This window comes from uncultured Senegalimassilia sp., assembly GCF_934636665.1.
Lineage (GTDB): Bacteria > Actinomycetota > Coriobacteriia > Coriobacteriales > Eggerthellaceae > Senegalimassilia.
The window spans coordinates 98,730-111,778 of the sequence record NZ_CAKUAT010000006.1; the positions used below are offsets into that span (position 1 = coordinate 98,730).

General features: G+C 64.9%; 11 protein-coding genes, 1 tRNA gene and 1 other RNA gene. All 13 read left to right on the forward strand.

What is annotated here, in order from left to right; translation table 11 throughout:
* Positions 1-24: 24 nt before the first annotated feature.
* The 13 genes from aspS (at position 25) to greA (ending at position 12,993) form a co-directional block, all read left to right on the forward strand.
* On the forward strand, positions 25-1,812 hold the full coding sequence (gene aspS / locus Q0G75_RS03770; RefSeq protein WP_294380077.1) for an aspartate--tRNA ligase: 1,788 nt from the start codon (positions 25-27) through the stop codon (positions 1,810-1,812).
* 159 nt (positions 1,813-1,971) lie between these two features.
* A complete protein-coding gene (locus tag Q0G75_RS03775) occupies positions 1,972-3,270 on the forward strand; it encodes a class I SAM-dependent rRNA methyltransferase (protein ID WP_294416553.1) in 1,299 nt (432 codons plus the stop codon).
* A 316-nt stretch (positions 3,271-3,586) separates the two neighbouring features.
* The gene (locus Q0G75_RS03780; RefSeq protein WP_294416551.1) at positions 3,587-4,225 is read left to right on the forward strand and encodes a TetR/AcrR family transcriptional regulator; all 639 of its coding nucleotides are present in this window, start codon (positions 3,587-3,589) and stop codon (positions 4,223-4,225) included.
* Positions 4,226-4,315: 90 nt separating this feature from the next.
* Positions 4,316-4,411, forward strand: an RNA gene (gene ffs, locus Q0G75_RS03785) — signal recognition particle sRNA small type.
* 81 nt (positions 4,412-4,492) lie between these two features.
* Positions 4,493-5,152, forward strand: a complete 660-nt coding sequence (locus Q0G75_RS03790) for a VTT domain-containing protein (RefSeq protein ID WP_294416549.1) — start codon at positions 4,493-4,495, stop codon at positions 5,150-5,152.
* Between the two features lie 214 nt (positions 5,153-5,366).
* Complete coding sequence (gene dnaX / locus Q0G75_RS03795) at positions 5,367-7,811, forward strand: DNA polymerase III subunit gamma/tau (protein ID WP_294416547.1); 2,445 nt, start codon at positions 5,367-5,369, stop codon at positions 7,809-7,811.
* A 75-nt stretch (positions 7,812-7,886) separates the two neighbouring features.
* Positions 7,887-8,231 carry a YbaB/EbfC family nucleoid-associated protein gene (locus Q0G75_RS03800; protein ID WP_042434781.1) on the forward strand — a complete coding sequence of 115 codons (345 nt, stop codon included), beginning with the start codon at positions 7,887-7,889 and terminating at the stop codon, positions 8,229-8,231.
* A gap of 12 nt (positions 8,232-8,243) precedes the next feature.
* Positions 8,244-8,840 carry a recombination mediator RecR gene (gene recR, locus Q0G75_RS03805; RefSeq protein WP_294396607.1) on the forward strand — a complete coding sequence of 199 codons (597 nt, stop codon included), beginning with the start codon at positions 8,244-8,246 and terminating at the stop codon, positions 8,838-8,840.
* Positions 8,841-9,194: 354 nt separating this feature from the next.
* Complete coding sequence (mobB, locus tag Q0G75_RS03810; protein WP_294416892.1) at positions 9,195-10,538, forward strand: molybdopterin-guanine dinucleotide biosynthesis protein B; 1,344 nt, start codon at positions 9,195-9,197, stop codon at positions 10,536-10,538.
* Between the two features lie 133 nt (positions 10,539-10,671).
* Positions 10,672-11,844 (forward strand): 4Fe-4S binding protein, encoded by a 1,173-nt coding sequence (locus Q0G75_RS03815; protein ID WP_294416891.1) that lies wholly within the window; start codon positions 10,672-10,674, stop codon positions 11,842-11,844.
* A gap of 87 nt (positions 11,845-11,931) precedes the next feature.
* Positions 11,932-12,008 (forward strand) — tRNA-Pro (locus Q0G75_RS03820).
* A 186-nt stretch (positions 12,009-12,194) separates the two neighbouring features.
* On the forward strand, positions 12,195-12,437 hold the full coding sequence (gene tatA, locus Q0G75_RS03825) for a twin-arginine translocase TatA/TatE family subunit (RefSeq protein WP_042434766.1): 243 nt from the start codon (positions 12,195-12,197) through the stop codon (positions 12,435-12,437).
* 88 nt (positions 12,438-12,525) lie between these two features.
* Entirely contained in the window at positions 12,526-12,993 is a 468-nt protein-coding gene (gene greA, locus Q0G75_RS03830) for a transcription elongation factor GreA (RefSeq protein ID WP_294416889.1), read from the forward strand.
* Positions 12,994-13,049 lie beyond the last annotated feature (56 nt).

The window sequence follows — 13,049 nt, forward strand, 5'->3', positions numbered from 1 at the left end:
AAGCATTGCAAGGAGCAAGAGAGAATGACGGATTACATCAACGAGTTTTGCATGCACGACGCAACGTGCGGCGAGCTGCGCAAGTCCGACGTGGGCCGCGAGGTCACGCTGTGCGGTTGGGCGTGGCACAACCGCGATCACGGCGGGTTGATCTTCTGCGACCTGCGCGATCGCACCGGCTACACCCAGGTGGTCGTCGACCCCGATTGCGTGCCCGAGGAGGACTTCCACAAGGCCGAGCATCTGGGCCGCGAGTACGCCCTGCAGATCACCGGCACGGTGCGCGACCGCGGCGCCGACGCCGTGAACCCGAACATGGCTACCGGCGAGATCGAGGTGCTGGCCAGCAAGGTCAACGTGCTCAACGAATCCGTCACCCCGCCGTTCTCCATCGAGGACGGCATCGAGACCGACGAGACCACGCGCATGAAGTGGCGCTACATGGACCTTCGCCGTCCGGAGATGTACCAGTCCCTGCACCTGCGCCACACCGTGGCCCAGGCCATGCGCGCCGCGCTGAACGAGCGCGGCTTCATCGAGGTGGAGACGCCTATCCTGGCCAACTCCACGCCCGAGGGCGCTCGCGACTACCTGGTGCCCTCCCGTCCGAACCCCGGCAAGTTCTACGCGCTGCCGCAGTCCCCGCAGCAGTTCAAGCAGATGCTCATGGTCGGCGGCATCGAGCGCTATTACCAGATCGCCCGCTGCTTCCGCGACGAGGACCTGCGCGCCGACCGCCAGCCCGAGTTCACGCAGGTCGACATCGAGATGTCCTTCGTTCAGGAAACCGACGTCATGGACCTGATGGAAGGCGTGTTCAAGGAGGTCCTGGCCGCCGCGGGCGTGCAGCATGAGTTCCCGCTGCAGCGCATGCCGTGGAAAGAGGCCATGGACCGCTTCGGCTGCGACCGTCCCGACGTGCGCTTCGGCATGGAGCTCGTCGAGCTCACCGACATCGTGCGCGGCTGCGGCTTCGGCGTGTTCTCCAAGGCCGTCGAGGCGGGCAACGTCGTGAAGTGCATCAATGCCAAGGGCGCCGGCAACTGGTCGCGCGGCGACATCGAGAAGCTGGCCGACGTGGCTGCCGCCAACGGCGCGAAGGGCATGGCCTGGATCGCCTACACCGACGCCGACGCCGAGCTTGCGGGCAAGAGCCCCATCATCAAGTTCCTCGGCGACGAGGTCCACGGCGCCATCAAGCAGGCCGCCGGCGTCGAGCCGGGCGACTTGCTGCTGTTCGCCGCCGACACCTATGACACCGCTTCCGCCGTGCTCTCCGCCTTGCGCCTGCACATGGCCGAGGCCCTGAACATCCCGCGCGAGGGCCACGCCCTGCTGTGGGTCGTCGACTTCCCCATGTTCAAGTACGACGAGGAGGAGAAGAAGTACGCCGCCGAGCATCATCCGTTCACGATGATCCCCGAGGCCGATTGGGACAAGATCGAAACCGATCCGCTGGCGTGCTCGAGCTACTCCTACGACATCGTCATGGACGGCTTCGAGATGGGTGGCGGCTCCATCCGTATCCACAACGCCGAGCTGCAGAAGCGCGTGCTTCGCCGCCTGGGTGTGGAAGATGAGCAGATGGAGGAGAAGTTCGGCCACCTCATCCACGCGCTCGAGCTGGGCGCCCCGCCGCACGGCGGCATCGCACTGGGCCTCGATCGCCTGGTCATGCTGCTGGCCGGCAAGCAGTCCATCCGCGACGTCATCGCCTTCCCGAAGACCTCCAGCGCTTCCGACCCCATGACCGGCGCCCCGAACGCCGTCACCGGCCGCCAGCTCAAGGAAGTCTCCCTGCGACTGCTGTAATAGGTTGCGCTGACCTAACGGCCAGCGCAATTGCTCGACGCTGTGGGCCGCTGTGGCACCTCGCCTTCGCGTTCGCGCGAATCCGGGGCACCGCAGCGGCCTTCGCTGGCTTTTGCGCCACCTGTGATTCTTTTACTCTTCGTTCCTGAAAGGACCCTCATGAAAGCTCAACGTCCGTATCCTCGCGCCACCATCACGCCGAAGGGCGAGCATGCGCTGGCCAAGGGGCATCCGTGGGTGTACGAGGCCGAGGTGCTGTTCATGGAGGGTGCGCCGGGGCAGGGCGATGAGGTTGCAAACGGCAGCCTTATCGACGTGGTCAACCGCAAGGGGTCGTACCTGGGCACGGGCCTGCTGTCGAAAAGCAGCAAGATCCGCATCCGCCTTATCACGCGCAACGCCAACGATGCGTTCGACCGCGCGTTTTGGAAGCGCAAGGTGGCATGGGCGTGGGAGTACCGCAAAACCGTCATGGGCGAAGACGCCAGCTGCTGCCGCGTGCTGTTCTCGGAGGCAGACGGCTTTCCGGGCCTGGTGGTGGACCGCTTCAACGATGTGTTGGTCGCCGAAACGCTGTCCGTGGGCATGGAGCAGCTCAAGCCGGTGATCTTCCCGGTGCTGCTCGAGGTGCTCGCCGAGGACGGCGTGTCCATCCGCGGCCTGTACGAGCGCAACGACGTGGCCACCCGCAAGCTTGAAGGCCTTGAGCTCACCGCGGGCTGGTTCGCGGGCGCGGCCGACGAAGGCGGGCAAACGGGTCTTGACCCGCTGGCGCCGGGCGCGCCGGGTACCGAGGATTTCGGCCCCACCGCCACGCAGATCGTCGAAAACGGCGTGCGCTACGAGGTGGATTTCGAGAACGGTCAGAAGACGGGCTTTTTCCTGGATCAGAAGTACAACCGTCGCGCGGTGGCCAAGCTTGCCGCGGGAAAGCGCGTGCTCGACTGCTTCACGCATACGGGCAGCTTCGCGCTCAACGCCGCCCATGGCGGCGCGGCGTATGTGAGCGCCGTGGACATCTCCGAGCTCGCCGTGGCGCAGGCGCGCAAGAACGCCCAGCTCAATGGCCTGGAGGAGCGCATGGACTTCACGGCCACGAACGTGTTCGACCTGCTTCCGGCTCTTGAGGCCGCGCATGACCGCACGTACGATTTCATCGTGCTCGACCCGCCGGCGTTCACGAAGAGCCGCAAAACCATCCAAAGCGCATCGCGCGGCTACAAGGAGATCAACTATCGCGCCATGAAGCTGCTGCCGCGCGGCGGGTATCTGGCCACCTGCAGCTGCAGCCACTTCATGGACACCGAGCGCTTCAAGCATGTGGTGGCCAGCGCCGCGCACGATGCGGGCGTGCAGCTGCGCCAGATCGAGGAGCGTCAGCAGGCGCCCGATCACCCCATCGTCTGGGGCGTCCCCGAAACCGACTACCTGAAGTTCTTCATCTTCCAGGTGGTGTAACGCAAACGGGCGCGGCATGATGCCGCGCCCGTTTTTTTGCCGTTGCGCAAAAGCCGCTCAAAAAAACCGCTCGCAATCCATATCGAGCCGTTTTGGCAGCTTTCCTAGGAAATACGCAGGTGGGTAGTAATCTACGTTCCCCAAACACAGCGGGATTCTGGTATTCTGCAATCGACCGTTTTGCAACGAACGAGGATAAGTATCCACAAAATGGTCCAATGTTGATTAACGCATAAAGCTATCGCTGCAGCGATCACGCTAAGACGAACAAGGGCCGCCGGATGTCGGCGAGTAACCAGGAAACGAGGGGTATAAGGTGTCAGACCCGATTGCGCCGAAGGGCGAAACGACGGCAAAAGACCTGCGCAGGTCCACCGATCGCCGCGTGGTGCGCACGCGCAAGGCCATCCGCGAGGCGTTCTTCAAGCTGATGGAGAACCAGGACTACCACAAGATCACCATCGCCTCCGTGGCGCGCGAGGCCGATATCGACCGCAAGACGTTCTACCTGCACTATCGCTCGGTAAGCGACCTGGTGGACGAGGTCATCCGCGACGAGGCCCAGAAGATCGTCGCCAGCTGCCGCGAGGCGCTGCGCTCGGATGGTGACAAGGGGCTTGATGTGAGCAAGCTGTTCCAAAGCATCAGCCTGGCCTTGGCCCCTGATATGACGCGCAGCAAGCGAGTCTTGCAGCATGTGTCGCTGCAAGACGTGCTCGACCGCCTGGAGGCAAGCTTGGTCGATGTGCTCATGGAGGACAACGTGCTTGGCCTGCGCCGAGACGATCCGTACGTGCCCTACATCGTGTCGTTTTTCTGCGCGGGCCTGGTGGCGGTGTACCGCCGTTGGCTCATCACCGATTCCGAGATCCCGCTCGAAAGCCTTGCCGGGGTGACCAGCGCGTGTTTGTTCGACGGCCTCAACGGCGTGCTGCCAAGCGTCAAGCCGGCGTAAAGCGCCTGTGTGCATTTGGTAACGCTTGCGCCCTGCGCCCGCAGCGGGAGCGGGGCGCCGGTATACTATGCCGAGTCGAAACGAGCATCTTATATGGGTCGGGGCGGCGCCAAGTTCCGAACCTGGTCAGGTCCGGGAGGAAGCAGCCATAAGGGGCCTCTGACGAGCGCCCTGTCCCATATAGGATGCTCTTTTTGCGCCCAAAAACACAGGGGCTGCACCCCGGATGCGTGCAAACCGGGGCGAAACGGCGTTGGAAAGGCATATATGGGTATCATCGATTTCTTCCTCAACCTGTTAAGCGACCCGCGCGGCGCCATCGCCGGATGGATCATCACGCTGGGTGCGGTGTGGGTGTACACGCCGCTGTTCTTGATCGTGTTCGTGGAAACGGGCCTGGTGTTCTTCCCGTTCCTTCCCGGTGACTCGCTGCTGTTCGCGGCCGGCGTCTTCTCGGCCGATGGAGGCGGGCTGCACCTGGGCGCCACGCTGCTGGTGTTCTATGCCGCGGCCATCTTGGGCAACACCTCCAATTACTGGATAGCGCGCTTCTTCGGTAAGCGCATCATCGACTCCGGCAAGGTGAAGGCGCTCACGCCCGAGCGCATGGCCAAGCTCGATAGCTTCTTCGAGAAGTACGGCGGGCTCACCATCGTCATCACGCGCTTCATGCCCTTCTTCCGCACGTTCGCCCCGTTCATCGCCGGTACCGGGCACATGAACTTCGCGAAGTTCACGATGTTCAACGCCATCGGCGGCGTCTCCTGGGTCAGCTTGTTCGTGCTGGTGGGCTATTTCTTCGGCGGCGTGCCGTTCGTGCAGGAGCACTTCGAGGTCATCGTGCTCGGTATCGTGGCCGTGTCGGTCGCTCCGGCGGTCATCGGCGCGGTGAAGGCGGCTCTGAACGGCCGCAAGAAGAAGGCGTAGCGCGGCATTCGCGCCTATTCGCGGGAATCTTCGGCGGCGCATCCGTTGCAGGGTGCGCCGAGATGCGCCCGGGGCTTGCAGGCTCCGGGCGTTTTTCGTGTTCGGCGGCGTCTGGCACGCGGCCGCAATGGGATGCCCGTATAATGGTGGCAGACCACAACGCCCGGGCTTCCCGGGCTTTCGCATATCCGCACGCAGGGCAAGGAGCAACCATATGGCAGAGGCGCTGTACCGCAAATACCGTCCGCAGATCTTCGAGGACGTGGTAGGGCAGGAGCAAATCGAGCGCACCATCAAAAACGCCATCGAGCAGGACAAGGTCAGCCATGCCTACCTGTTCTGCGGCCCGCGCGGCACGGGTAAAACCACCACGGCACGCTTGCTCGCCAAGGCGCTGCTGTGTGAGAAGGGCCCCACTCCCGACCCGGACGGCACCTGCGAGGATTGCCAGATGATCGCCGAAGGCGTGCATCCCGACGTCTACGAGCTCGACGCGGCAAGTCGCACGGGCGTGGAGAACGTGCGCGAGGAGATCATCAACCGCGTGCAGTTCGCGCCCACGCGCGGCCGTTATAAGGTCTACATCATCGACGAGGTCCACATGTTGTCCATCGCAGCGTTCAACGCGCTGCTCAAGACGTTGGAGGAGCCTCCCGATCACGTGGTGTTCATCCTGGCGACCACCGACCCGCAGAAGGTGCCGGAGACCATCCATTCGCGTTGCCAGCGCTTCGATTTCCGTCGCATATCCAACGAGTCCATCGTCTCGCGCCTGGGCGCGGTGTGCGTGGCAGAAGGCGTGGAATTCGAAGGCGATGCGCTCGACCTGATCGCGCACCACGCCGGCGGCGGCATGCGCAACGCGCTCACCTCGCTTGAGCAGACCATCGCGTTCGGCGAGGGCAAGGTCACCTTGGCCGTTGCCGAGCGCATGCTCGGCGGCGTGGATTCCGGCGATCTGGCCAACATCGTGCAGGCACTCGGCAAGCGCGATGCCGCGGCATGCTTCAATTGGGTGGCGGAGTTCGTCGAATCGGGTTCCGACCTGGCGCAATTCGCGCGTGAGCTTGCCCAGCACGTGCGTAACCTGTATGTGATGAGCTTGGCGGGGACCGACGTGGCGCTCGACGTCAGCGCGTCTGAGCGCCGTCAGCTTGCCGATGAACTGCCCCTGTTCGGCACCGATCGCCTGGCGCGCATGCTGCAGGTGCTCGGCGACGTCATGGCCGAGCTGAAAACCTCCACCAATCCGCGCCTGTCGTTCGAGATCGGCTGCACGCGCATGGTGCGCCCCGAAGGCGACCTGACGCTCGCCGCGCTTGCGGAGCGCGTCGAGGCTTTGGAGCGCTCCGGGGTCGCCGTGGCCGCTTCGCCGGTCGCTGCGGCGCATGCTACCCCGGCGGCGCCCGTTTCGGCCCCTGCCCCCGCGGCCCCTGCGCCCGCTGCCGCTGCGTCTGCTGCTGCGCCGGCTGCGGCTCCTGCAGCCCCTGCGCCGGTTGCGGCTCCGGCGGCCGCACCGCAGGCGGTTCCTCGTCCGACTGCGCCCGAGCGGCCTGCGCCCGCACCTGCTCCTGCTCCCGCCGCGCCCGTTGCCCCGGCGGCTCCGGCTCCGGTCCCTGCGGCCCCCGCACCCGCTCCGTCGGCCCCGGCGGCCGCGCCCGCTTCCGCTGCGGCTGCGGCGGGCGGTGCGAACCCGCAGCTGGCGGCCACCATGGAAAACCCTGCGGCGCTGCAGCGCATGTGGCAGGCGGCGCTTGCCGAGCTCAAGCGCAAAAAGGCCGCTTACGGCGTGCTGTTCCTGGGCACGAAGGCCGTGTGGAATGCGCAGACGAGCATGCTCGCCATCGAGTTTCCGAAGGAGAACGCCTTCGCGTTCAAGGCCGTCCAGAAGCCGGATGTGCAAACGGCGGTAGCCGAGGCTCTGGCGCAGTCGTGCGCGGGCCAGGCGGTGCCGTTCGCATATCAGCAGGCAGGTGCGGCCCCTGTCGCCGCGGCGGCCCCCGCGCCCTCTCGCCCGCAGCCCGCGCAAGCGCGTCCTGCGGTGCAGATGCCCGCGCAGCCCGCGCCTTCGCGCCCGCAGCCCCAGGCCCAGCCCGTGCAACGCCAGATGCCGGCGGCTCAGCAGCGTCCGGCTGCGCCCGCGCCTATGGCTCAGCAGCGCCCTGCTGCACCCGCGGCAGCACCGGCCCCCGCGGCCCCGCAGCGCCCGCAACGGGCTGCTGCCGACGTGCCGCCGTGGGAGGACGATCAGGTTCCCTATGGCGACATGGACGCGCCCATGCCCGAGGATGAGCTCCTTAACGCGCCGGCCGGCCCCGCGCGCTCCGCGCAGCCGCATCCGGCGGGGGCTCCCCGTCCGGCGGCGCGTCCGCAGGCGGCGCCCGTTGCCTCGCAGCGACCGGCGCCTCCTCAGGCTGGCATGCCGCAGCCTCAGGCCGCGCCGCGCCCCATGGCCCCCGCGCAGCCTGCTGCCGCGTCTTTCCCGGCCCAACCGGCCCCCACAGCACCGGCCCAACCGGCTCCCGCGTCGCGCCCTCAGGCGTTCGCGGCCCAGCCGGCGCCTTCCTGCGAGGGCGCTCCGCAAACCCCCGACGAGCTGCAGGCCGTGCTGCAGGCGGGTTTCGGCGGCGGCGTGACGTTCGAAGAAGTCAAGGAATAGCGCACATCCGGGCCCGCGCCCGGTACAATGCAATGGTTTGAAACCCGTACATTCGCGATTAGAACAGGAAACGATATGGGACGTAAAGGCGGATTCCCCGGTGGCGGCATGGGCAACATGGGCGCCATGATGAAGCAGGCTCAGAAAATGCAGGTCGAGCTTGCCCGCGCGCAGGAGGAGATCAAGGACATGACCTTCGAGGCCTCCGCCGGCGGCGGCATGGTCAAGGCGGTCGCCCAGGGCGACAACAGCCTGGTCAGTCTGACCATCGACCCCGAGGCGGTTGACCCCGAGGACGTGGAGATGCTGCAGGACATGATCACCGCGGCCGTCAACGAGGCGCTGCGCGGCGTGGCCGAGCTGGGCGCCCAGCGCATCAATGCCGCAACCGGCGGCATGAGCATCCCCGGCCTGATGTAGGGAAGCGGTTCCGTGCAATCGGCTCCCGCAATCCAAAAGCTGCTCGACGAGCTCGAACGCCTTCCCGGCGTGGGCCCGAAATCGGCGCAGCGCATGGCGTATTGGATCTTGAACTCCGACCGCGCCACGGCGCTGCGCTTGGCGCAGGCCATCGTGGAGGTGAAGGACACGGTGCATTTCTGCAGCCGTTGCTTCAACTATGCCGAGGATGACCTGTGCGAGATCTGTCGCTCGACCAGCCGCAACCAGCAGCTGCTGTGCGTGGTCAGCGAGCCGCGCGATATCCCGCCCATCGAGCGCACCGCCGTGTTCCAGGGCGTGTACCACGTGCTGGGGGGCGCCCTGTCGCCTATGGACGGCATCGGGCCCGATGATCTTCGCATCCCTCAGCTGATGCAGCGTCTGGGTAGCGAGGATATCCAGGAAGTGGTGCTGGCCACCAATCCCAACGTGGAAGGGGAGACCACCGCCGCCTATCTTGCGCGCCTGATCAAGCCCCTGGGCATCAAGGTCACGCGTCTTGCCAGCGGCCTGCCCGTGGGCGGCGACCTGGAGTTCGCCGACGAGGTGACGCTCGGACGGGCGCTTGAGGCAAGGCGCGTGCTGTAGCACGCTTCTGCCCTGTGCGCGTTTTCCGCAGCGCCAAAATCCATGACAACGAACCGGGCCCCGCAGCCGAACAGCTGCGGGGCCCGTGTGTTTCGCCTGATGGCCGCGTTTTGACATAGAAAAAGGGATTCCGCCCCCTCCAAAAAACGGAATCCCTTCTCTTCCTTTTAACGAAGCCAAGGCTATCGAAAAAAGCAAAATGATTATAGCAATCTCTTCATGGAATATCAATAAATTCTATCAATCATAAGCACTTCCTTAGATGGAGCGCATGGAACGCCCGGGCTGGGTCTTGTGCGCGGGGCGTGCGTCGGAAAGCGCGTGCTATACTTTTTCGCACGAAAGGATATGCGCATGATCAAGTTTCCCAGCCCCGCGGTCTCCATCGTCGGGCGTCATAATTCGGGCAAGACAACCCTTATCGAGAAGCTCATCGCCGAGCTGGTCGGTCGCGGCCTGGACGTGGGCAGCGTCAAGCACCACAGCCATGTCGGATTCGATATCGACATCCCCGGGAAAGACTCGTGGCGGCATCGCCACGCCGGCGCCAGCGAGACGGTTATCGCGGCTCCGGGCCAGATGGCGCGTATCCAAACCACCGATGGGGAAGCGGAATGCGCCGACATCGTGGCGAGCATGCCCGGCCACGACGTAGTGATCGTCGAGGGCTATCGCAAGAGCGGCCTGCCCACCATCGAGATCATGCGCGCCGGCAACAAGGCCGATGCCCGAACCGCCGAGGTGTTCGCCGAAGGTGCTCGCAAGGGATGGGCGCTCGGCACGGATTTCACCCAGTTCGGACGCGGCGCCATGCCCCATGCGGCCGATGTTCATCCCAATGATCATCCCGTGGCGCAGCCTTTAGGTCAGGCCGAGGAGGACCGCCTCGCTCGCAGCTATCCCGACCATGCCGACATCTCCAACAAGATGCCCACGGCCGCAACGGTTGCGGTGGTCACCGACATTCCGTTGGCTGCTGAAGCCGCCGGCATATACGGCATCCCGGCGTTCGATATCAATGATGTGGCAGGGTTGGCGGATTTTCTGCAGGCGAGCTTCGCGCGTCCGCGCGTGTCTATGGTCATCCAGGCCGGCGGTGAGAGCCGCCGCATGGGTCGCAGCAAGGCCACGGTCCCGTTCTGCGGCCGACCGCTCATCTGCCGTTTGGTCGAGAGGCTCTCGCCGGTGGCCGACGAGCTCATCATCACCACCAATGAGCCGGAGGAGCTTGCGTTTCTGCAAGAGCGGTATCCCGAACTGGGCATCCGCTTCGAGTCCGACGTCATCAACGAGCGCGGCGCGCTGCCGGGCCTTTACACGGCCCTTCGCTGCGCCCGTAACCCCTACGTGGCCGTCGTGGCCTGCGACATGGTGCTCGCGTCGCCGTCGCTCGTGGTCGCCGAAGCGCTCGAGATGACCAGGACGGGAGCCGATGTGGTGGTGCCCGTCAACAAGCACGGCTTCGAGCCGTTTCATGCGATCTACCGTCGCTCGGGCTGCCTGCCGGCCGTGCGCGAGGCGCTCAATGAGGGGGAGAAGCGCGCTCAGGTGTTCTTCAACCAGGTCAACGTGTGCGAGTTTCCGCAAAAGAAGGTGCTTGAGGCCGAGCCTATGGGCGGGTGCTTCATGAACGCGAACACACCCGACGAGCTGGCGGCGCTCGAGCGCATCGTGCAGGAGCGCATCGAGTGCGAGTAGCGCCATGTGAAGCGCCCGCGTCCGACCCGCGCCGATTTCGCGCAGATTATGATGCGAACCCGTCGCGTGCAGCGGTCGTACGCTAATCTTCGCCGCGGCATATACGCGCGGGAGTAAACGAGGGGGAAGGCGAATGCCCAACATCGCAGACATCATAGAAGTGGCCGAGGAGCTTGAGGACAAGGCCGTCGTGCCAGCTTCGAAACGCTGTGTGGCCGTACGCAACCGCAACGCCTCGTGCCGCAAGTGCATCGATGCCTGCCCGGCGGATGCCATCAGCGTGCACAACAACGTGCTCAGCGTCGATCACAAGGCTTGCGTGGCGTGCGGGGCCTGCACGGTGGTTTGCCCCACCGAGGCCTTGATCCCCGTTCGCCCTGCCGACGAGGCGCTCGAACAGGCGGCTGCCGAGGCCATGGCCGCACTTGATGGGCGCGCGGTCGTCGCCTGCGCCCGCATCGCGTCCAAGGGCCTGGCCGACCCGCACAAGTTCGCCGAGGTGCCCTGCCTGGCGCGCGTCGACGAAAGCCTGCTGCTCGGCTTGGCGGCGGTCGGCGCCAAGGACATCGTGTTGGTGGACGGGTGCTGCAGGACGTGCAGGTTCAGGGCGACCTCGCCCGGCGTGGACGAAACCATCGCTTCCGCTAACAACCTGATGCAGGCGCAGGGGGTGCCGGCAATGGTCTCCCGCGCGTCGGAATTCCCCGAAGGGCTGGCGCTCCAGAACGCTAACAGCCTGCTCGGCGAGGCGCGCCGCGGCTTCTTCACCAGCGCAACCTCGTGGACGGCCAGCGCGGCGGGCAAGACCGCCGAGATGGTCATCCGCAAAAACCTCGGAATGAAGGCCAAGGACGCCACGCTGCGCGAGCAGCTGGGGGCGGGCGCCTCGGGCACGTTGCCCCAATTCCAGGAACGCCGTCGCAGCCAGGTGCTCGATGCCATGGACCGTTTGGGCGAGCCGGTGGTCGAGCAGGTAGAGACGCGCCTGTTCGGCAGGGTGGAGATCGACGCCTCCGTGTGCAACTCGTGCGGCATGTGCGCGGTGTTCTGCCCTACGGGCGCGCTCAGCAAAAGTCCCATCAAGCCCAGCCCCAACGCCGACGGCACGCCCGATGGCGGCAGCTTCCTCGAGTTCTCCTGCGCCGAGTGCGTGCAATGCGGCCTGTGTGTGGATGCGTGCATGAAGAAGTGCATCACGGTAAGCCCGCAGGTGCGCACCGCCGAGCTGTTCGACTTCGAACCGCGTTTCATCTATTTGCCGAAACCCCAGGCCAGACCGGGAATCTTGTCGAATTTCAAGCGGTAGGGGTGCATTCGGCCGCAAATTTTGAAAAAAGTCGTCGCGGATGCCGGGTGGTTATGCTAATATATTCCCCGCTGCGAAAGCAGCAATCGGGATGTGGCTCAGCTTGGTAGAGCGCTGCGTTCGGGACGCAGAGGCCGCAGGTTCAAATCCTGTCATCCCGACCATTGCATGGTCAAGGCTCGGTGTTCGCACCGAGCCTTTTTCGTGCAACCGTGCATATCCGTTGGAGTGCTGCGCAAGCGCGTGTGCTTTTCATCGAAGGTGCGTCGGCAAGCTGCGGTTATGTTAAAGTACGCGGCGTTGCATATCACGGCCCGATGCCCGGGCTGGGACGAGTACTTGGAGGACACATGAAATTTCTGGGAATGGGCGTGCCTGAGCTTCTGATCATCCTCGTGGTGATCCTGCTTATCTTCGGCCCGAAGAATCTGCCAAAACTCGGTAGCGCTCTGGGCAAGACCGTGAAGAACCTGCGCGAGGGCATGGGCGATTCTAAGAAGGCCGAGGAAGAGGCCGACGAGGTCGAGGTCGAGGAAGACGACGAGGACGCCGCCAAGAAGAAGACCACCGCTGCCCGCAAGAAGAGCGAGTAGATCGCAGCTTCACAAGGTTGGTACGCGGTATGCGCAACGGGCTGCGGTCCGGCGCATACCGCTTTTTTCGTATAGATAGGTGAACAACATGGCTGACAATTACATCCTTACCCCCGAGGGCAAGCAGCAGCTCGAAGAGGAGCTGCATTATCTGGAAACCGAGAAGCGCGCCGAGGTGGGCGAGCGCATCAAGGTAGCGCGCGAGTTCGGCGACATCTCCGAGAACTCCGAGTACGATGACGCGAAAAACGAGCAGGGCATGCTCGAGGCGCGCATCGCCGAGATCACCCGCATCCTGGGCGAGGCCACCGTCGTGGCAACTCCGAAGCGCTCCAACTCCGTGCACATCGGCTCCACCGTCACCGTCGACATGGGCGGCCGTGAGCGCGTGTTCACCATCGTGGGCGGCGCCGAGGCCGACAGCCATGCCGGCAAGATCTCCAACGAGTCCCCGGTGGGCGCCGCGCTGCTGGCCCACAAGAAGGGCGACGAGATCGAGACCACCGGCCCGACCGGCCGCGTCATCAAGATGAAGATCGTCAACATCGAGCACTAGCAAATTTACAAGTTCCGCTTGCCTGTGGGTAAGCGGAACTTCTCGATGTTGCGGCT